Raw genomic sequence first — 20,051 nt, forward strand, 5'->3', positions numbered from 1 at the left:
ACGGCCGAGTACCCCCATGTCCCGGCGTCACAACCGTCAGTTTGTCGCCCTTGCGATCACCGCCGCGCTGCTCGGCGGCTGTTCCAGCGATCTCAATCCGATGCGGGCCGCCTATGGCACGGGCGAAGCGGGTCCTCAGGCCAAGGCGCCGGAATTCGTCGCCGAGTCGCGGCGCAAGGATGATGGTTTCATGCCCGTCGGCGTCTCCGCCCCGGCTCGACCCACCCGCGCCAAGACAGCCGAGGGCACCAAGGCGCTGGAGGAGGAGCTGGTGGCCGCCCGCGGCCGCAACGAGGCGCGCGGCCGCTCGGCGGAGAGTGCCGCGCAGGCCGGCAAGGCGCAGTAGCCGGATCGCGCGCCCGCTGATTTCGTTCGGCGTCGTGGCACAAAACTGCTAGACCCTTGCGAAGCGCGCGATATCTGCGATGGCCCTGTGCCCGGCAAGGTCACCATGAGACGTCCGGATTTCCGCCCGAGGGACCTCCGGACGAAACCACGATTCCGCTCGGGTTGATGACAGATTCGCGCGTCGGGAGAATCCCGCGCCCACCTTTGCTCCTGGACACCGTGAAGGCCATGACCGACTTCCACCGCATCAAGCGCCTGCCGCCCTACGTGTTCGAGCAGGTGAACCGGATCAAGGCCCAGGCCCGCGCCAACGGCGCCGACATCATCGACCTCGGCATGGGCAACCCGGATCTCGACGCCCCGAAGCACGTCATCGCCAAGCTGGTGGAGACCGCCGGCCGCCCGCGCACAGATCGCTACTCGTCGTCGAAGGGCATTGCCGGTCTGCGCCGGGCCCAGGCGAACTACTATAAGCGCCGCTTCGGCGTGAGCCTGCATCCCGACACCCAGGTGGTGGCGACTCTGGGCTCGAAGGAAGGCTTCGCCAACATGGCCCAGGCCATCACCGCGCCGGGCGACGTGGTGCTGGTGCCGAACCCGAGCTATCCGATCCATGCCTTCGGCTTCCTCATGGCCGGCGGCGTGATCCGCTCCGTGCCGGCCGAGCCGACCCCGGCCTTCTTCCCCGCGGTCGAGAAGGCGATGCAGCACTCGATCCCGAAGCCGGTGGCGATCGTGGTGTGCTACCCCTCGAACCCGACCGCCTACGTGGCGAGCCTCGATTTCTATCGGGACCTCGTTGCCTTCGCCAAGCGCCACGAGATCATCATCCTGTCGGATCTGGCCTATGCCGAGGTCTATTTTGACGGTGATCCGCCGCCCTCCGTTCTGGAAGTGCCGGGCGCCATCGACTGCACCGTCGAGTTCTCCTCCCTGTCGAAGACCTTCTCCATGGCCGGCTGGCGCATGGGCTTCGCGGTCGGCAACGAGCGCCTGCTCGCGGCGCTGACGCGGGTGAAGTCGTACCTCGATTACGGCGCCTTCACGCCGATCCAGGTGGCGGCCACTGCCGCCCTCAACGGGCCGGAGGACTGCATCGTCGAAATGCGGTCGATCTATAAGAAGCGCCGTGATGCGCTGATCGAGTCCTTCGGCAAGACCGGCTGGAAGATCCCGACGCCCTCCGCCTCGATGTTCGCCTGGGTGCCGATCCCGGAAAAGTACCAGGCGTTGGGCAGCCTCGAGTTCTCGAAGCTGCTGCTGGAGAAGTCCGACGTGGCGGTGGCCCCCGGTATCGGCTTCGGCGAGCACGGCGACAACTATGTCCGCATCGCCCTGGTTGAGAACGAGCAGCGCATCCGGCAGGCGGCGCGCAATGTCCGGCGCTTCTTCGAGACCTCCGACAAGACCCTGCACAACGTGGTGCCGCTGTCCGATGCGCCCCTGTCGAAGGCGGGCTGACCGCGCGCCGGCTGCTTCCGCCGCAGCCTGTTGCGGTCGGGAGACAGGCGGCCGCAAAGCGGTCCGGCGATCATCGGCGTGCTTGTCACGACGGGGCCGGGTCAGCAGGGTCTTGCGTGGCCGCGTCCGGGTTTCCCCCGTATCGCGCGGCCGGTTCGCCGAGGCCCGAGGAACGTATGCGTCGCCTGACCCTTGCCGTCGCCCTGGTGCTAAGCGCCTCCGCGGGAGCCTGCGCTCCGAAGCCTATCGTGGCCCGCGATCCGGTGCCGGCGCCAGAGCCGACCCTCGGCTACGAGTGCACGTCGCGCTCGACCGTGCTGAACGCCTATCACACCAATTGCGAGCCGATCCTGCAGGAGCGCTCGGTGGTGGTTCGCGCCAAGGGCTGACCCTGGCCCGATGGATCGCGTTTGCGACTCGCCGGTCCAACCCCGCGCCACCTTCGGATTTCTCCGCCTTACCCACAGGGTACCGTGCGAATCCTGCCGCAGCGCGTCCGATCGGATACGGACAGTACCATCGGGTTGAGGCATAAGGGGATCGGGCGCGTTTCTCCCTGAGTCTGTCTGCCCACCGGAGTTCTTCGTGCTGACCATGCGAACCGTCCTCGCCGCCGGCCTGATCGCGCTCGGGCTCCCGGGTGCCGCCTCGGCACAGATGCGTTATCTCGGGGCCGATGGTCCGATCGTTCTACCGACGAGCCCGAGCAGTGGTCGTCCGGTTCCGGACGTGCCGAACGCCATTCCGGTGCCGCAGGTGATGAACGGCGGCGGCTTCGGCCTGACCGGAACCGATTATTTCAGTGATGGGCTCAGCGAAGGTCCGCTGAACAGGAAGCACCGGCCGCGCGAATTCGTCCTCGCACCGGCCCGGATCGGTCCGGCGGACTACGTCCGCCCGGCCCTGCGTTAGCGCCGGTCGCGCAGCCGCCCTTCCGCTCCAGCGACGGATCCGCGCCGGACGAGGTGCTTGCCGTACCGATTGCGCCGCCGAGACGAACACCGGCGCGGATTCGATGCGACATGCCCATCCAGGGCGGGGGCCATCGCGCGCCCGGGCGACTGATCTGCCTCACGTGTCAATTCTTGAGGTCGGCCCGGCGCGTAGGCATGGAGGACAAGATCGGCGATGATCGGTGAGCGCGTTACTCGCAAGCGAGGTACGCCGAAACCCGTTCGATTCCGGTGATGCCGTCCGCCCAGGAGACGCCAGACCCAAGGTTTCGGCACGCGCCGTTTACACCATCCGGTCCGCTCGGTATCACCCGATCCCACATCCTTAAATACGAGCCCGAAACACCAGATGCGCGCCGAGATCGAACAACTCTCGGATGCCGCCAAGCAGTCGATCGGACTGCTGAGGAGGCATCTTTGACTGGGATACCGTCGAAAAACGTCTCGCGGAGCTGAACGCAGCTTCCGAGAACCCCGAACTCTGGAACGACGCCGAGGCGGCCCAGAAGGTGATGCGCGAGCGCACCCAGCTCGATGATGCGGTCAACGCGATCAAGAAGCTGTCCCAAGACCTCGAGGACGCCCATACGCTGATCGAACTCGGCGAGATGGAGGGAGACGAAGCCACCATTCAGGAAGGTGAGGCCGGCGTGCGCGCCGTCGAGAAGGAGGCCGCGCGCCGCCAGATCGAGACTCTGCTCTCCGGCGAAGCCGACGGCTTCGACACCTACCTCGAAGTGCATTCGGGCGCCGGCGGCACCGAGAGCCAGGACTGGGCCAACATGCTCCAGCGCATGTATGGACGCTGGGCCGAACGCCGGAAGTACAAGGTCGAGATCGTCGAGTGGTCGGATGGCGACGAGGCCGGGATCAAGGGTGCGACGCTCCTGATCAAGGGCCACAATGCCTATGGCTGGCTCAAGACCGAGTCGGGCGTGCATCGGCTGGTGCGGATCTCACCCTACGATTCGAGCGCAAGGCGGCACACCAGCTTTGCCAGCGTCTGGGTCTATCCGGTCATCGACGACCGGATTGAGATCGAGATCAAGGAATCCGACTGCCGCATCGATACCTACCGGTCGTCCGGTGCCGGTGGCCAGCACGTCAACACCACCGATTCGGCAGTGCGCATCACGCACATTCCGACGGGTATCGTGGTGGCGTGCCAGCAGGAGCGCTCGCAGCACAAGAACCGGGCGACCGCCTGGAACATGCTGCGCGCCCGCATGTACGAGGCCGAGTTGAAGAAGCGGGAGGAGAAGGCCAGCGCCGAGGCCGCCGCCAAGACCGACATTGGCTGGGGTCACCAGATCCGAAGCTACGTGCTGCAACCGTACCAACTGGTAAAGGACCTGCGGACCGGCACGCAATCGACCGATCCCGACGCGGTGCTGGATGGCTCCCTCGATCCATTCATGGAAGCCTCCCTGGCCCAACGCGTCTATGGCGGCGCCGACGTGGTCGAGGACATCGAGTAGGGCAGGGGCGCTCTCGGAGCGCCGCGGCGACCCTCAAAGCGCCTCGGCGACCTTCAGGAAGCGGATCGGATCGACGGGCTCGCCGTCAATCCGGGTCTCGTAATGCAAGTGACTGCCGGTCGAGCGCCCGGTCGATCCGACGCGGCCGACGATCGCTCCGGGTTCGACCCACTGCCCCGGCACCACGTCGAAGGCCGAGAGGTGGGCGTAACGGGTGATCAGGCCATGGCCGTGATCGACCTCCACCATGTTGCCGTAACCGCCGTTGTAATCCGCCAGCGTGACGCGTCCGGCCGCGGTGGCACGGGCCGGCTCGCCGGTCTCCGCCCGCAGGTCCATGCCGGTATGCATGGCATAACTGCGCGTGAACGGATCGAGCCGCCCTCCAAAATTGCTCGACAGGCTGAACTCCCCCGACAGGGGACGCCGCACCGGCAGCGTGGCCGCGATGCGGCGGAGGCGCGCCTCGTCGGCGAGCGAGCGCTGGGCCTGAGCCAAAGAAAGGCCGAACGCATCGGGATCGAGCGGAACCAGGGGGCCGCCGATGCCGCCGGTGGACTCGCGTTCGAAGCGCGCAGGGTCCAGCCCGAGCCGGACGACGAGACCGCGAAGGCGCTGGGCGCCCTGGCCGGCCCGCAGGCCGATGCGGTTGAGCACGCGGGACTGCGCTTCGGCGAGTCCGTCGAGGCGCTGCTCCAGCGAGGCGAGCCGTCCCTCCACGGCCCTGGCCGACTGGCGCCCAGGTGCGAGGTCGTCCTGGGTACGAAGTTGCAGCGTGTCGGGAGTCGGATAGGGCTTCGATCCATTGGCCGGCTTCGATGATGTCTCGGCAGCCCGCTCCTCGACCGGAGTTGCGCCGGGCAGGGACGGGCCGGGTTCCCCTGCCAGAGTGGCGATGGCGGCCTGACGGGCTTCCATCGCGGCCTGACGGCGGACGAGTTCGGCCAGGCGCTGGGTGATACCGTCCCGCGCGGCGGCCTGCTCCATCGTCACCCGGTCGAGTTGCAGGCGCAGGGCGCCGATGCGCTCCTCGTATCCATACTGGATTGCGCTTTGCTGGGAGACGAATCGGGCGAGGACTTCGTCGTGAAAGACGAGGTAGTATGTCGCCCCGCCGGCCCAGGCCACGGCCAGGGCCAGCGCTCCCGCGAGGAGGCGTGTCCGAACCACGGAACCGGGGACGACGGGGGTCGCCTTCCGAGGTTGATGTCGAGAGGACGATGACGACAGTGACATGGGACGCGTGACCTGATCCACGACGTCACCCTGCCGAATCAGGGTTAACGAACCGCCAAGGCGTCCTGGCGCGAACGAGTTGCGAGATTTCGCTTCAGGCGAGGTCCCGCGCTGCCGCCAGCACCTCTTCGGCATGTCCCGGCACCTTCACCTTGGGCCAGAGCCGCGCGACGCGGCCATTGCGGTCGATGAGCAGCGTGGTGCGCTCGACGCCCATATATTTGCGGCCGTACATGCTCTTCTCGACCCAGACCCCGTAGGCTTCCAGCATCGCCTTGCTCTCGTCCGACGCAAGGGGGAAGGTCAGGCCGTACTTGGCGCGGAACTTGTCGTGGCTTTTCACTGAATCCGGTGAAATCCCGATCACGATGGTGTCAGCGGCGGCGAAGTCGCCCTCGAGAGCGTTGAAGCCCTGAGCCTCCAGGGTACACCCGCTCGTGTCGTCCTTGGGATAGAAGTACAGGATCGCCTTGCGGCCCCTTAGGGCGCTGAGACTGATCGTTTCGTCACCGGTGCCCGCAAGAGTGAAGTCGGGCGCCTGATCTCCGGTCGCGAGGGGCATCATGCCTTCCTTTCGGCTGATTGATAGTGTGCGTCTGCGGTTGCATCCCGATGGAGCCCGATGCTCCGAAAAACGCGTCGCCGCGGACCTGATAAGCCCCGCGAAAGCCGAAACCCGTAGGACAGCCGCTCGATAGCCCGGGGGGACGTTCCGATCCAGCGGCACAAGGATTGATGGACCAGGAAACGGCCAACGTTGTGCAACCCGCGCGGCCCGGCGTGCGATGGCGCGCCTTGCTCTGGCTGGTGGCAGCCCTGGGGCTCATCGTAGTCTTGAGCGTCGGCGGTCTCATCCTGCGCCTTTCGCAGGGACCGATGCGGTTCGATGGACTCTCGGAACGGGTCGCGTCCGCGATCGCCGGAAGCATCGGACCGGGCTGGCGCGTCGGGCTGAGCGACAGTGCGGTCGAGCTGGATTCAGAGAACTCGCTGGCCCTGAGGGTCGTCGGTCTCGACATCCACAATCCCGAGGGCGACCTCGTGGTGCGTGCGCCCCAGGCCGTGGTCAGCCTGGACAGCTGGAGCCTCCTGCGCCTCTCGGTCCTGCCCCGCGCCATCGAGTTCCGCGACCTGCAGATGACGGCGCTGATTCACCGGGACGGCAGCATCGCCTTCGCGGCTTCCGACTCGACCCAGGCCGGGTCCGTCGAGCCGCACACCCTCCCGAGCGTCGATGCGGTGCTCGGCCGCGTCTCACCGATCTCCGCCACGGTCGCCTCGATCTTCGGCGTCGTGCTCGACTCGGCCGGCGTGATCGGGGCCCTGGACCGGGCGCGGATCACCAACGGGCGGCTCACCCTCATCGACGACGACGCCCGCCAACGCGCCGTGTTCGAGCACGTCAATGGTCTGTTCCGCCGCGATGCCGTGCGGGACGCCCGTATCTTCGAATTGCGGATCGACGGCCCGCACGGCGAGTGGCGCTTCGGCGGCGACCTGCACGAGGCGGGCGGCACGAAGCGCACCGGGACGATCACCCTCGACGATCTGCCGATCAACGATCTCCTGCTGCTGTCGGGTCAGTCCAAGCTTCCGGTCGAGACCGACCTGAAGGTTTCGGCCAAAACGGACGTCGCCATCGATGCCGGCCGTATCGAGACCATGAAGGCCGAAATCCGCACCGGCGGCGGCAATGTCCTGATCGAGGAGAAGGACTTCAACCCGGTCACCATCGACAGCCTGGTGGCCGAACTCAGCTGGGACGAGGCCGGTCGCGCGATGAAGCTTGACGGGCTCGATTATCGCGGCGCCGGCAATGCGGTCCATCTCACCGGTGCCTGGACGGCGGCCCCGTCCGGCGCGGATACGGCCTGGACCCTGGTGCTCGCCGGCAAGGACGCGGTGCTGCGTGGTGCCAGCCCGGCTGACAGGCCGGTGACGCTCGATGCGGTCTCCGCCCACCTCACCGGTAAGGCCGGCGGCGTCGTCATCGACGATTTCGCCATCAAGGCGGGGGCGGCGACCGGTCGGATCACCGGGACTCTCGGAACGACCGCCGACGATGACGGCCTGACCCTGAAGATCACCGCCGCCTCAACCGACGCGCGCACGGCACTGCGGCTGTGGCCCGAACACGTGGCGCCGCCCGCTCGCAACTACCTCGTCGACTATCTGCGCGGCGGGACCGTCAACGCCGTCGACATCAGCGTCGACATGAGCGGGACCGAACTGGCCGCTGCGACGCGCGGCGAGCCCATGCCCGACAATGCGGTGCACATCAACTTCGCCGTGTCGGACGCGACCCTGACGGTCGTGCCGGAATCGCCGCCGCTGACGCGCGGACGCGTGACCGGCACCATTACGGGGCAGACGACCAACATCCGCAACGTCACGGCCGATGTCCAGATGCCGGACAACCGGATTTTGTCGATCTCGGACGGATCGTTTGTCATCCCGAAGATTACCCCCGACATGGTCACGGCGCAGATCGGGCTGCGGCTCAGCGGGGGGGCGGATGCCCTGGTCTCCCTGCTCCAGACCAAGATGTTCAAGACCCTCACGGGCCTCGACCTCGATCCCGCGACGGTGAAGGGCAGTGCCGACCTGCGGATCGACTTCCACCTCGACCTGAAGCACATCCCCGACTTGGCGGATCTGCCGGTGGGCATCAAGGGCACCCTGTCCGACATCGGTGTCGACAAGGTCTTCGGCAAAGATCGGCTCGAGGGTGGGCGCTTCACTATCCTCTGCGAGCGCGGGGCGTTCTCCCTGAAGGGCGAGGGGCGGGTGATGGGCACCCCCCTGACCGTCGACCTGCGTCAGCCGAAGGCCGGCGCGCCGGGCGAGGTCAATATCGGCTTTGCCCTCGACGACGCCCTCCGCGCCCGCAAGGGTCTGCCGGTGGCGCCGCAGCTCTCAGGCTCCATCCCGGTGCGGATCACCATGCCGATCGGCCGGCCCGGCCCCGGCAAGGCGCCGGCCCGGGTGGAGGCGGATCTGAGCCGGGTCGGCAGCGACGACCTGCTGCCCGGCGTCACCAAGGCGGCGGGCAAGCCGGGACGCGCCAGCTTCACGGTGGTGGAGGGCGCGAACGGCGCTCAGGATCTGCGCGATCTCAGCGTCGATGCCGGCCCCCTGATGGCGCGCGGCAGCATCAGCCTGAACGGCGAGGGCGGGTTCGAACGCGCGGACCTGACCGCCCTCAAGCTGTCGCCCGGCGACGACATGCGCCTGTCGGTCGACCACACCAGCGGCAACGCCTATCGGGTCTCGGTCCGGGGAGCGGTGGCCGATGCGCGCCCGTTCCTGCGCGGGTTGACCGGGCCGGCCGCCAAGGGCGGCCGTGAAGCGAGCCCGAAAGACATCGACGCCGACATCAACCTCGCCATCGTCAGCGGCTTCAACGGAGAAGCGTTGACCAACGCAAGTGCCAAGCTCCTGTTGCGCGGCCGCGACCTCCGAAGCGGACGCATTCTCGGAAAGTTCAGCAGCGCGCCCTTCTCGGCCCAGATCACCCATGCCGATCGCGGCGGATCGAGCATCGCCATCGAGACGCTGGATGCCGGCTCGGCGCTCCGTTTCGCCGACATCTATAAGCGCATGTACGGCGGCAAGCTGATCATGAGCAGTTCGCTGAACGACGGGCCGCAGCCGGGCTCGGTCCAGATCCGCAACTTCATCCTGCGCAACGAACCCGCGCTGTCGAGCATCATGGCCCAAGGACCGGCGACCAGCGAGGTCACCGATGCGCGCGGCCGGAAATACGTGGTCCAGAACGCCGGGAACGACGTGGAATTCGACCGGCTTCGGGCGATCTTCACCCGTACGGGGAGCCGGATCGACATCAGCGATGCGGCGATCTCGAATCCCGCCATGGGCTTCACCATGACGGGTTACCTCGACACCGCCAAGGAACGCACCGACATCAACGGCACGTTCGTACCGCTCTACGGCCTCAACAACGTCGTCTCGCAACTGCCGATCCTCGGCCAACTCCTCGGCGGCGGCCGAAACGAAGGGCTTTTCGCCCTCAACTTCCGCGTCTCGGGACGCCTCGCCAAGCCGGATGTGAGCGTGAACCCGCTCTCGGCACTGGCACCCGGCATTCTGCGCAAGCTATTCAGCGCCGGCGGCGGCAACGACGGCGTCGCAGCCGGACCGCCGATGGACGAAACCGAGCGCTGAACGGAGTCAGTCCGAGACAGCGGTAGCAGGACCGCAGCCAGACGGGACGAGAGTCAGTCCGGTTCATTCTGAACCAGCCAGACTCTCGGGTCTTTGGTTTTCGTTTGTCTTATCGGGATAACCGATTTCCACTCATCCCTGACAAACTCTAGAACAGGATTCTGACAAACGACGGACTATGACGTGACCCTCGACATCGCTACTCTGCTCATCGCCACGACGGTGATCGACTTTGGTATTGCGGTCTACTTCTGGGTATTGTGGGTCAGCGGCCGCGCCGCCCGCATCCATCTCTGGATCGCCGCCTCGGCGACCAGCGCGACGGCGGGATGCCTGCTCTTCATGCTGCGCCAGATCGCGCCGGACTGAGTCGCGATTTGGCTCGCCCAGGTCTGCTTCATCCAGACCTTTGCCTTCCTGTGGGCGGCGGTCCGACTCGTCCACCACCGGTCGCATTCTCCGATCGCGATCTGGGCCGGCACGACGGTCTGGACGGCAGCCTGCCTGGTGCCGGCCTTCTTCGCGGGCGAGCAACTTCGCAACGTCGTCGCAACCCTCGGCTTCACGGCCTATTGCATCGCCATGTCGATGGAGATGCTGCGGCCGGATCAGGTACGGCCAACCCCCAACCGCGTTCTTGCCGCGTTTCTGCTCTGGCTGCTCTCGATCGCCTCTCTTGGACTGACGGCCTACTCGGCCGTCCAGCAGGACATCGTCGTCCCGCTCGATCAGGCCCGGACCCGGGCGGCGCTGTGGCTGATGCTGTATCTGGTGATCTGCATCGTCCTGATCCTGGCCGTGACCACGCTGGAACTCGGGAACGAAGCGGAGCGCCAGCGCAAGGTGGCGACCACCGATGGCCTGACCGGATTGCTGAACCGGCGCGCGTTCTTTGATTGCGCCGAGGGGCTCGCGGCACAGCACCGGGACAGGGCCGTGCTGATGCTCGACATCGATCATTTCAAGCGGATCAACGACAGCGGCGGGCATTCGGCCGGTGACGCGGCTCTGATCCGCTTCGCGGCGCTCCTGCGCCAGACGGCCAGGAGCCTGCGCGAGACACAGCCGCGGTCGACCGAAAGGCTCGGCGAACCGGTCCTGGCTCGGATCGGAGGCGAGGAGTTCGTCTGTCTGATTCCGGGTGGAACCCGCTCGGACGGCGCCCGTCTCGCCGAGGCAATTCGCTTGAGCGTCGAGACCGACGGGCCGGCCACGGGCCGGCCCGGCATGACCGTTAGTATCGGCTGTGCCGCGGCGCCGGTGACGGGTAGCACCCTCATAGACCTGCTGCAGGTTGCCGATGCCGCCCTCTATCGCGCCAAACGGGCGGGTCGCAATCGCGTCGAAGCGGAAAATTCGTTGATCGAACCGGCGACCGATACCCTCTCGGATTCCGGGACCCCACAGCAGCGGTTTGCCTGAGCCCGGGCGCCACGCCGTCCGGGCCGCAGGCAGTCATCGGGCCTGCCGGCGGTATCCTGGTCCGAAACGACGTGCCGGTGACGGGACGTCCCCGCTTCAGCCCACCCGCACCAGCACGTGCTTCTTGCGGCCGAACGAGAGCTTGATCACACCATCTGCCGACAGGTCGGCGTGGCGCAGCACCGCCCGTTCGTCGGTGACCGGCACATCGTTGACACGCAGGCCCCCGCTCTTGATCTGACGCCTGCCTTCGCTGGTGGAGGGCAGAAGCTTGGCGTATTCGGGCCCGAAGGCCGAGAGTACGCCGAGGCCGGCGTCCAGCAGATCGGCCGAGACCGTGATGCTCGGCAAATCCTGCGCCACCGTGCCTTCCACGAAGGTCTTCCGCGCGGTCTCGGCCGCGGCGTCTGCAGCCTCGCGGCCATGCATCAGGGCGGTGGCCTCGGTGGCCAACACCTTCTTGGCCTCGTTGATGCCGGCACCGGGAAGGGCTTCGAGGCGCGTGATCTCGTCCATCGGCAGCAGCGTGAACAGCTTGAGGAAGCGGCCGACATCGGCGTCCTCGGTGTTGCGCCAGAACTGCCAGTAATCGTACGGGCTCAGCATCCCGGCATCCAGCCAGACCGCGCCGGCCGCGGTCTTGCCCATCTTGGCGCCCGAAGCGGTGGTGAGGAGCGGGCAGGTGAGCCCGTAAAGCTGCGGCGTGCCCATGCGACGGCCGAGATCGATGCCGTTGACGATGTTACCCCACTGGTCGGAGCCGCCCATCTGAAGCACGCAGGCGTAGCGGCGATTCAGCTCGACGAAGTCGTAGGATTGCAGGATCATGTAGTTGAATTCGAGGAACGACAGTTCCTGATCGCGCTCCAGACGCATGCGCACGCTGTCCATCGACATCATGCGGTTGACCGAGAAGTGGCGCCCGATGTCGCGCAGCATCTCGATGTAGTTCAGCTTGGTCAGCCACTCGGCATTATCGACCATCGTCGCAGCATTGCCACCGTCACCGAAGTTCAGAAACCGCGAGAAGGTCTTCTGGATGCCGGCCTTGTTCTCCTCGATCTGCTCCAGGGTGAGGATCTTGCGTGATTCGTCGCGGCCCGAGGGGTCGCCGACCCGCGTCGTGCCGCCGCCCATCAGGGTGATCGGAGTGCCGCCGGTGGCCTGAAGCCAGTGCAGCATCATGATCGACAGGAGGTGACCCACATGCAGGGACGCGGCGGTGCAGTCGTAGCCGACATAGGCCGTCAGGCGGCCCTCGCGCGCGGCCGCGTCGATGCCGGCGAGGTCCGATCCCTGGTGGATGTAGCCACGCTCGGTGAGGACCTTCAGGAACTCGGATTGCGGCTGGAAGGGCGCTGCGGCGGGAGCAACCTGGGTGGCGTCGGAGGACATGCGAAGTTCCGGTTCGAGGGAATCGCGGCGCGGGACAGGGTCGAAGGCCGCGTGATAGCACCGCACGGGATCTGAGCGGCTCTTAGCAGGGCTGCACACGGAAGGCACGGGGCGGAAACCATGGCGATGATGCGCGCGATCGGACTGATGAGCGGCACGTCCCTCGACGGCGTCGACGTCGCGCTGATCGAGACGGACGGCGAGACCGTGCGGGTGGTGGTGAGCCATAACGGCTATCTCGAACCCCTCGGGCCCACGGGCTATCGCGGCTACTCGGACGATGATCGGTCCCTGCTGCGCCAAGCGCTGATCGATGCGGAGGGCATTAACGCGCGCGAGGACCGTCCGGGATGCCTTGCCGAGGCCGAGGCCTTCGTCACCGCAGCCCACGCCGAGGCGGTCGAGAGCTTCCTGGCCGATAACGGCCTCACGGCCGCCGATATCGATGTGGTCGGCTTCCACGGCCAGACCGTGGTGCACCGGCCGGACCAGCGCATGAGCGTGCAGATCGGCGACGGCGCGGCCCTCAGCCGCCGCCTCGGCATCGCCGTGGTCTCGGATCTGCGCCACGCCGACGTGCTGGCGGGTGGGCAGGGAGCCCCCCTGGTACCGGTGTTCCACCAGGCGCTGGCCCGCGCCTCCGGCTTCGAAGGGGCGCTGGGCATCCTGAACATCGGCGGCGTCGCCAACGCCACGATCCTGTCGGCGAACGGCGACGTCATCGCGTTCGACACCGGACCCGGCAATGCCCTGATCGACGACTGGATGCGCGAGCGCACCGGCCGCCCCCTCGACGACGGCGGCCGCACCGCCGCCCGCGGCCGGCCCGACGAGCCGCTGCTCGCCTGGCTGCTGATCCACCCGTTCTTCGCCCGGCGCCCGCCGAAATCGCTCGACCGGAACTGGTTCTCGCACAAGCTCGCGGGCCAGCTCTCCACCGAGGACGGCGCGGCGACGCTCACAGCGTTTACCGCGCGGGCGGTGGCGCGCGCCCTCGACCACGCGCCCGAGATACCCGCACGCTGGATCGTGGCCGGCGGCGGCGCTCGCAACGGCGAACTGGTGCGCCTGCTGAATTATCACCTGCGCGCCGAGATCACGACGGCCGACGCCATCGGCTGGTCCTCGGCCTATCTCGAGGCGCAGGCCTTCGCGCATCTCGCGGTGCGCTCGGTGAAGGGCCTGCCGATCACCTTCCCGTCCACCACCGGCGTCCGTGAACCAACGACCGGCGGCGTGCTGGCACGACCGGAGGCTTAAGGTTCGGCCCGTGTCCTGGCGCACGGTCGTCCCCGAACCGGCGCATGGCCCCGCGCTGGCCCTCGGGGCAAACCCGCGCTAGAGCGGGTGCGCCATGTCGCACAATACGTTCGGACACCTGTTTCGCGTCACCACCTTCGGCGAGAGCCACGGGGTCGCCCTCGGCTGCGTGGTCGATGGCTGTCCGCCCGGATTGGCCCTGTCGGCGGAAGACATCCAGGCGGAACTCGATCGGCGCAAGCCCGGGCAGTCGCGCTTCACCACGCAGCGGCGCGAACCCGATCAGGTCCGCATTCTCTCGGGCGTCTTCGCCGACGACCGCACCGGCGGCGTCCAGTTGACCACCGGCACCCCGATCGCCCTCGAAATCGAGAATACCGACCAGCGCTCGAAGGATTATTCCGAGATCCGCGACAGCTACCGGCCGGGCCACGCCGACTACGCCTACGACGCGAAGTACGGCATCCGCGACTATCGCGGCGGCGGGCGCTCCTCGGCGCGCGAGACCGCCGCGCGGGTCGCGGCGGGCGCCGTCGCCCGCAAGGTCCTGCCTGCCGGCGTCACCATCCGCGCCGCCCTGGTGCAGATGGGACCGCACGCCATCGACCGGTCGCGCTGGGATTGGGAGGCGGTGAACGCCAATCCGTTCTTCTGCCCCGATCCCGAGACGGCAAGCTTTTACGAAGACTTTCTCGACGGCATCCGCAAAGACGGCTCGTCGGTTGGCGCCGTGATCGAGGTGGTGGCCGAGGGCGTGCCCCCCGGACTCGGGGCGCCGATCTACGGCAAGCTCGACGCGGATCTCGCCGCCGCCATGATGTCGATCAACGCCGTGAAGGGCGTCGAGATCGGCGACGGCTTCGCCTCCGCGGCCCTGCGCGGCGAAGACAATGCCGACGAGATGCGGTCCGGCAATGCCGGCGCCCCGACCTTCCTGGCCAACCATGCGGGCGGCGTCCTCGGTGGCATCTCCACCGGACAGCCCATCGTGTGCCGCTTCGCCGTGAAGCCGACTTCGTCGATCCTGACCCCGCGCATGAGCGTCACCCGTGACAACCGCGACGTCGACCTCATCACCAAAGGGCGGCACGACCCCTGCGTCGGCATTCGCGCCGTACCGGTGGCCGAAGCCATGATGGCGTGCGTCCTCGCCGATCACTATCTGCGCCATCGGGGGCAGGTCGGCGCGCGGGACTGATCCCGCTTGCGCCCGCCATCGTCCGATCCGCGAAACGTCAAGAGACAGCCCGTGCCCCACACCCAAGTCACCGAGGCCATCGAGGCCTATGCCCGCGGCGAGATCGTCGTCGTCACCGATGACGACGACCGCGAGAACGAGGGCGATCTCGTCGTCGCGGCCTCGCTCTGCACCCCGGAGAAGATGGCGTTCATCATCCGCAACACCTGCGGCATCGTCTGCGCGCCTCTGACCCGCGCCGAGGCCCGGCGCCTTCGCCTCGACCCGATGGTGGCCTCGAACGACGCGCCGCTCGGCACCGCCTTCACGGTCACGGTGGACACCAAGCACGGGCTGACCACCGGCATCTCGGCCGAGCAGCGCTGCAACACCGTGCGGGCGCTGGCCAACGGCAACATGGGCGAGGACGATTTCGTCCGTCCCGGCCATGTCTTCCCGCTGATCGCCAAGGATGGCGGCGTACTCATGCGCTCCGGCCACACCGAGGCGGCCGTCGACCTGTGCAAGCTCGCCGGATTGCCGCCGGTCGGCGTCATCTGTGAACTCGCTAACGACGACGGCACCGTGATGAAGGGCCCGCAGATCACCGCCTTCGCGGACCTTCACAAGCTTAAGCGGGTTTCGGTGGCCGATCTGATCGCCTACCGGCAAGCGCGCGAAACGCTTGTCGAGCGGGTCAGCACCTTCCCGGTGAAGACCGAGTTCGGCGAAATGACGGGCTACGCCTACACCACGCCGTTCGAGACCGTGCAACAATTCGCCTTCGTCCATGGCCGCATCGGCGATGGCAAGGACGTGCTGGTGCGGCTCCACCGCTCCAATGTGGTCGCCGACGTGATCGAGGGGGGCCGTCAAATCGAGGCGGTGATGCGCCGCTTCGCTCAGGAAGGCCGGGGCGTTCTGGTCTACCTGCGCGACGGTACGGCCGGCGTACCCCTGAAGCCCTTCGCCGAAGAGGGTTCGGAGGCCCAGCGAGTGGCCCAGTGGCGGGAAATCGGACTTGGGGCGCAGATCCTGCGCGACCTCGGCGTCGCGTCGATCCGCAACCTCGCGACCTCGTCGCGCGCCTATGTGGGCCTGTCCGGTTTCGGGATCGAGTTCCTGGGTGACGAGCGCATCGACGGATAGGGCGCGCGAAGCGTCCGCTCGCGCGTCAAGCACCCGGTCCAAGCCTCGAATGCACGCGCCGAAGAGCGAGGCTTACGCCCGACCTTTCGGTTTCCCAGGTGCTTGCGAGTTTGAGGCGTAGCCCCCGCGGGCGGCGTGCTCCTTCACCGGCCCATCAGGGCGTCGACATGGGCCGACACCGAAAGTCGCAGTCCCTTCAGGCTGTAGCCACCCTCCAGTACGGAGACCACGCGGCCGCCTGAATGCTTGGCGGCGAGGTCCACCAGACGGCGCGTCGCCCAGCCGAAATCGGCTTCCGTCAGCTGGACGTGTCCGAGCGGGTCGAGGTGGTGCGCATCGAACCCAGCCGAGATGATGATGAGGTCGGGCGCGAAGGCGTCGAGACGGCGCAGGATGCCGGCCTCGAAGACCTCGCGGAAGCGCTCGCTATCGTCGCCGGCGCGCAGGGGCACGTTGACGATGGTGTCGTGGTTGCCGCGCTCGGACGCCGCCCCCGTGCCCGGGAAGAGCGGCATCTCGTGGGTGGAGGCATACATCACCGATTTGTCGTCCCAGAAGATGTCCTGGGTTCCGTTGCCGTGGTGGACGTCCCAATCGACGATCGCGACCCGGCTCGTCCCGTACGCCTCCCGGGCATGGCGGGCCGCGATGGCGGCGTTGTTGAACAGGCAGAACCCCATGGCGGTCATGCGCTCGGCATGGTGCCCCGGCGGGCGCATGGCCACGAAGGCGTTGGTGCATTCGCCCGCCATCACGGCATCGACCGCATGGACCGCGCCGCCGACCCCGCGCAGCGCGGCTTCGAGGGTACCGGGCGACAGTAGGGTGTCGCCGTCGATCTGGACGTAGCCGTCCATCGGCGACGCTTCGATGATCGCCTGGACGTAGGGGACGGGATGGACCAGGGCCGGAACGGAGGCGTCGGCTTTCGGTGCCAGCCCGCGGAGCAATCCCGCGAAGCGCTCGTCCTCCAGCGCCCGCTCGACGGCGCGGATGCGATCAGCCCGTTCGGGATGCCCTTCGGGCATGGCATGGTCGAGGGCGGACGGATGGCTCACGTACAGCGTCGTCACGGTCGTCCCTCCGGTGGCGAACCTGTGCTGCGGCATTCCCGCAACACATGGTGCCAATGTATCACATCTTGCGTGCGATCGTCGTGTTGGGATGCGCGTTCGGCCCTGGTTGTGCAAGACCTGATCCACCCAGAATCGATCGGGCCGCGTCACAGGTGGGCAGGTCGAAACCAGCCCTTCCAAGACAGGCCCCACCCATGCGCACTCCCGCCACCGCCCTGCTGTTGGGTGCCCTGCTGCCCCTTGGGGCCTGCAACCCCCGGACGACGGGGATTGCCACCGCACCGGCGGCTGTCCAAGTCGCCGCGGTCACACCCGCGCCTGGCAGCGCCGCACCGATGGACCCCGTTGCCCGCGACAAGGCCTGGATGAAGCTGGCGCCAACGGCGGTCGTCGATCCGAAGATCGCCCGCACCACCGTAGATTACCCGACGCGGGAAGCCCCCGGTACGGTCATCGTGGTCACCAAAGAGCGGCGCCTGTACTACGTGCTGGCCGACGGCAAGGCGGTGCGCTACCCCGTGGCGGTCGGCCATGCCGGCATGGCCTGGGCCGGGACGGCCAATGTCGATCGCAAGGGCGAGTGGCCCGATTGGAACCCGCCGCCCGAGATGCTGGCGCGCCGGCCCGACCTGCCGAAGCGCCTGGAAGGCGGACCGACCAGCCCCATCGGCGCACGGGCTCTGTACTTGGCCGAGGGCAAGAAGGACACGCTGTTCCGCATCCACGGCACCAACGAGCCCGAGAAGATCGGCCAGGCGGTGTCCTCGGGCTGCATCCGCATGCTCAACGACGATGTCGTCGACCTCTACGACCGCGTGCCGATCGGCGCGAAGGTGGTGGTGCGCTGAGGCGCAGTGTGGAAGGTCATCTTTTCGAAAGGCTCATTCGTGATCAGGCTTTAACCTGAACGTCGATTCAGATTTGGGCGTTAACTGCTTGAACGATGCCGTCCTGCATAGTCAAACCATCGACAGGGACACAGACCGGCCAAGACAAAGCCGGGGAGGCATCAAGACATGATCAACCTTTCGCTGCAGGTTTTCTGTAACCGTATCGTCGCCGCCGGCGCCATCACCGCCGCCGACGTCGTCGCGCTGACCCGCCACGTCCTTCCGGATGGCCTCACCAGCCGCGACGAGGCCGACATGCTGATCGCCCTCGACCGGGTCGTGACCGCGACCGACGGCGCCTTCGGGGATTACCTGACCGCCGCCGTGGTCGACTTCGCGGTCTGGGGCGAGCGTCCCACCGGCTACATCAACACCGAGCTGGCGTGCTGGCTGGTCAGCTCCCTGCGCGCCGGCAGCGGCCCGAGCCCCCTTGCAGCCCGGATCGCTCGCGAAGTGGTCCGCGAGGCCCAGGTGAGCGACGAAGCACTGATCGCATTCGCGCTCTCCGCGAAGTCGGTTCATCAATACACGCAGAATGATAGATCATTTGTTAAGGCAGCGTGACTTATCCTGAGGCCGTCACCCGTTCAGGCCTTGGCAGCAGGTGCTTGTCTCAACCCGGATTTCCTGATGAGGCAGTCGACAGTCGGAAAGGCAGCGAAGATGCGGGCCAGCCGATGGCGGGCGCCCATTGATGCCTTGGACCCCGCAGGACGAGCGGAACTGCTGACCGAGGTCGAAGCCGTCCTTGACGGCCGCATCCGCGACCTCAAGCTGACGAAACGTCTCGAAGCCCTCTATCACAGCAGCACTTGGCATGAACGCGCCAAGCGTATTCGCTCATGGCTGATTTGGGTAGCGATCCTGAATACGCCCATCTTCGCCATCGATGTTCTGCAGAATCCACGCATTTTTGAAGTTGCGCTCCTGTCGCATTTCATCTTCCTCCCAGTCATCTACGGCAGCCTGAGCTGGGCGATGACCCGGTTTCGGTCGCAAAAAGCCGAAAGTCTCATCCTGCCGGTCGCGGCCGTATCCCTGATGCTGATGTCCGGCGTCCTGGGCCACACCGGTGAGGGCGCAATCCCCGAGCGCTACCTGAGCGGTGGCTTGTTCGTCCTGGCGACCGGCTTGGTGATCTTCCCGGTTCGCCTCGTCTCGACCATCAGCGCCGCCATCCTGGCGATCGGCATCTACGGGGCTTTCTGCCTCCGGAACCCGGCCATGGATCCCGTCATTCGGGGAACGATGGTGGTCTTCTACGGGGTGATACTGGGATGCCTGATCCCGGCGCGGCGGAGTATGAACATCCTCCATCGCCATTCCTTCATGCTCAGGTTGGAAGACCTGCTCAAGGCAGATCGATTGACCGAGATGAACACGCGCCTCGCGGTGCTGGCCGGGACCGACGACCTCACCGGTCTCGCCAATCGCCGCGCCATCCGTGGCCGTCTGGTCGATGCGTGGGCCTGGGCGGCACAGCGCGACGGCAGCCTCGGCGTCGCCCTGCTCGATATCGATCACTTCAAGAGATTCAACGATACCGCCGGACACGATGCGGGTGACCGCTGTCTCATCGCCGTCGCGGAGGCCATACGGCAGGCGATGCCGGCCCAAGCGGTGGTCGGTCGCTTCGGCGGAGAGGAATTCATCGCCGTTTTACGGGATGCAACGCCGGAGAGCCTCGTGGCACTGGGCGAGGTGATCCGCTGCGCGGTCTCGGACCTCGGCATGCCTCATCCCGGGCTCGAAGGCCGGAAGGTGGTCAGCGTCAGCGTCGGGATCGCACTGGCGAAACCCGACGCCTCGACCATCTGGCCGGACGATCTGGTGAAGCAGGCCGACATCGCCCTCTACCGCGCCAAGGCTGCCGGCCGGAACCGCGTCGTGGCGGCCTGGGACGCGCAGGCGGCCGTTGCGCCGCCGGCACGGCAGGTAGCGTGAACACAATTCACGGTTCAACGGGCGCCTCCCGGTTCGGTCTGCTTCCCGAAGCCGCATAACTGCTTTATCGGAGACAA

18 protein-coding genes are annotated in these 20,051 nt (G+C 67.1%); 14 read left to right on the forward strand and 4 right to left on the reverse strand.

Annotation, left to right across the window (positions count from 1 at the left end):
- Nucleotides 1-16 precede the first annotated feature (16 nt).
- From J7U37_RS04365 to prfB, 5 genes are all read left to right on the forward strand, one after another.
- Nucleotides 17-346, forward strand: coding sequence for a hypothetical protein (locus J7U37_RS04365; RefSeq protein ID WP_247634923.1), 330 nt, complete (start codon nt 17-19; stop codon nt 344-346).
- Nucleotides 347-576: 230 nt separating this feature from the next.
- A complete protein-coding gene (locus tag J7U37_RS04370; RefSeq protein WP_247634924.1) occupies nt 577-1,809 on the forward strand; it encodes an LL-diaminopimelate aminotransferase in 1,233 nt (410 codons plus the stop codon).
- Between the two features lie 176 nt (nt 1,810-1,985).
- A complete protein-coding gene (locus J7U37_RS04375) occupies nt 1,986-2,198 on the forward strand; it encodes a hypothetical protein (protein WP_056189261.1) in 213 nt (70 codons plus the stop codon).
- 205 nt (nt 2,199-2,403) lie between these two features.
- The gene (locus J7U37_RS04380; RefSeq protein ID WP_056189683.1) at nt 2,404-2,721 is read left to right on the forward strand and encodes a hypothetical protein; all 318 of its coding nucleotides are present in this window, start codon (nt 2,404-2,406) and stop codon (nt 2,719-2,721) included.
- Nucleotides 2,722-3,111: 390 nt separating this feature from the next.
- Nucleotides 3,112-4,240 (forward strand): peptide chain release factor 2 gene (gene prfB, locus J7U37_RS04385; protein ID WP_156375915.1). Its coding sequence is split into 2 segments (ribosomal slippage): nt 3,112-3,180 and nt 3,182-4,240, totalling 1,128 coding nucleotides; the frame shifts between segments, so codons are not numbered across the junction.
- 33 nt (nt 4,241-4,273) lie between these two features.
- Here the strand turns inward: prfB and J7U37_RS04390 are convergent.
- Together J7U37_RS04390 and J7U37_RS04395 are read right to left on the reverse strand one after the other, a co-directional pair.
- Nucleotides 4,274-5,410, reverse strand: a complete 1,137-nt coding sequence (locus tag J7U37_RS04390) for a M23 family metallopeptidase (protein ID WP_247634925.1) — start codon at nt 5,408-5,410, stop codon at nt 4,274-4,276.
- Between the two features lie 160 nt (nt 5,411-5,570).
- Nucleotides 5,571-6,038, reverse strand: coding sequence for a peroxiredoxin (locus tag J7U37_RS04395; protein WP_247634980.1), 468 nt, complete (start codon nt 6,036-6,038; stop codon nt 5,571-5,573).
- Between the two features lie 173 nt (nt 6,039-6,211).
- On the opposite strand from J7U37_RS04395, the gene J7U37_RS04400 reads away from it, so the two are divergent.
- The 3 genes from J7U37_RS04400 to J7U37_RS04410 all read left to right on the forward strand — a co-directional run bounded on the left by J7U37_RS04400 (nt 6,212) and on the right by J7U37_RS04410 (nt 11,083).
- A complete protein-coding gene (locus J7U37_RS04400; RefSeq protein ID WP_247634926.1) occupies nt 6,212-9,661 on the forward strand; it encodes a DUF3971 domain-containing protein in 3,450 nt (1,149 codons plus the stop codon).
- Nucleotides 9,662-9,844: 183 nt separating this feature from the next.
- Nucleotides 9,845-10,030, forward strand: coding sequence for a hypothetical protein (locus J7U37_RS04405; protein ID WP_247634927.1), 186 nt, complete (start codon nt 9,845-9,847; stop codon nt 10,028-10,030).
- Between the two features lie 213 nt (nt 10,031-10,243).
- Nucleotides 10,244-11,083 carry a GGDEF domain-containing protein gene (locus J7U37_RS04410; RefSeq protein WP_247634928.1) on the forward strand — a complete coding sequence of 280 codons (840 nt, stop codon included), beginning with the start codon at nt 10,244-10,246 and terminating at the stop codon, nt 11,081-11,083.
- Between the two features lie 96 nt (nt 11,084-11,179).
- Here J7U37_RS04410 and tyrS read toward each other — a convergent pair whose 3' ends face one another.
- Nucleotides 11,180-12,478 (reverse strand): tyrosine--tRNA ligase, encoded by a 1,299-nt coding sequence (tyrS, locus tag J7U37_RS04415; RefSeq protein WP_247634929.1) that lies wholly within the window; start codon nt 12,476-12,478, stop codon nt 11,180-11,182.
- A 120-nt stretch (nt 12,479-12,598) separates the two neighbouring features.
- Here tyrS and J7U37_RS04420 point away from each other — a divergent pair, with 120 nt between their 5' ends.
- The 3 genes from J7U37_RS04420 (at nt 12,599) to ribB (ending at nt 16,064) form a co-directional block, all read left to right on the forward strand.
- Nucleotides 12,599-13,738 (forward strand): anhydro-N-acetylmuramic acid kinase, encoded by a 1,140-nt coding sequence (locus J7U37_RS04420; protein ID WP_247634930.1) that lies wholly within the window; start codon nt 12,599-12,601, stop codon nt 13,736-13,738.
- A 94-nt stretch (nt 13,739-13,832) separates the two neighbouring features.
- Nucleotides 13,833-14,936: a chorismate synthase gene (gene aroC / locus J7U37_RS04425; protein WP_056479219.1), complete on the forward strand. Its 1,104-nt coding sequence runs from the start codon at nt 13,833-13,835 to the stop codon at nt 14,934-14,936.
- Nucleotides 14,937-14,987: 51 nt separating this feature from the next.
- The gene (gene ribB, locus J7U37_RS04430) at nt 14,988-16,064 is read left to right on the forward strand and encodes a 3,4-dihydroxy-2-butanone-4-phosphate synthase (protein ID WP_247634931.1); all 1,077 of its coding nucleotides are present in this window, start codon (nt 14,988-14,990) and stop codon (nt 16,062-16,064) included.
- A gap of 143 nt (nt 16,065-16,207) precedes the next feature.
- Here ribB and J7U37_RS04435 read toward each other — a convergent pair whose 3' ends face one another.
- Nucleotides 16,208-17,137 (reverse strand): histone deacetylase family protein, encoded by a 930-nt coding sequence (locus J7U37_RS04435; RefSeq protein ID WP_247634932.1) that lies wholly within the window; start codon nt 17,135-17,137, stop codon nt 16,208-16,210.
- A gap of 197 nt (nt 17,138-17,334) precedes the next feature.
- Between J7U37_RS04435 and J7U37_RS04440 the strand changes: the two genes are divergently transcribed.
- The 3 genes from J7U37_RS04440 to J7U37_RS04450 all read left to right on the forward strand — a co-directional run bounded on the left by J7U37_RS04440 (nt 17,335) and on the right by J7U37_RS04450 (nt 19,974).
- Nucleotides 17,335-17,988 carry a L,D-transpeptidase gene (locus tag J7U37_RS04440; protein ID WP_247634933.1) on the forward strand — a complete coding sequence of 218 codons (654 nt, stop codon included), beginning with the start codon at nt 17,335-17,337 and terminating at the stop codon, nt 17,986-17,988.
- Between the two features lie 168 nt (nt 17,989-18,156).
- Nucleotides 18,157-18,594: a hypothetical protein gene (locus tag J7U37_RS04445; RefSeq protein ID WP_247634934.1), complete on the forward strand. Its 438-nt coding sequence runs from the start codon at nt 18,157-18,159 to the stop codon at nt 18,592-18,594.
- 99 nt (nt 18,595-18,693) lie between these two features.
- Nucleotides 18,694-19,974: a GGDEF domain-containing protein gene (locus J7U37_RS04450; protein WP_247634935.1), complete on the forward strand. Its 1,281-nt coding sequence runs from the start codon at nt 18,694-18,696 to the stop codon at nt 19,972-19,974.
- The last annotated feature ends 77 nt before the right edge of the window (nt 19,975-20,051 follow it).

The organism is Methylobacterium sp. 37f, assembly GCF_023093475.1.
Taxonomy (GTDB): Bacteria; Pseudomonadota; Alphaproteobacteria; order Rhizobiales; family Beijerinckiaceae; genus Methylobacterium.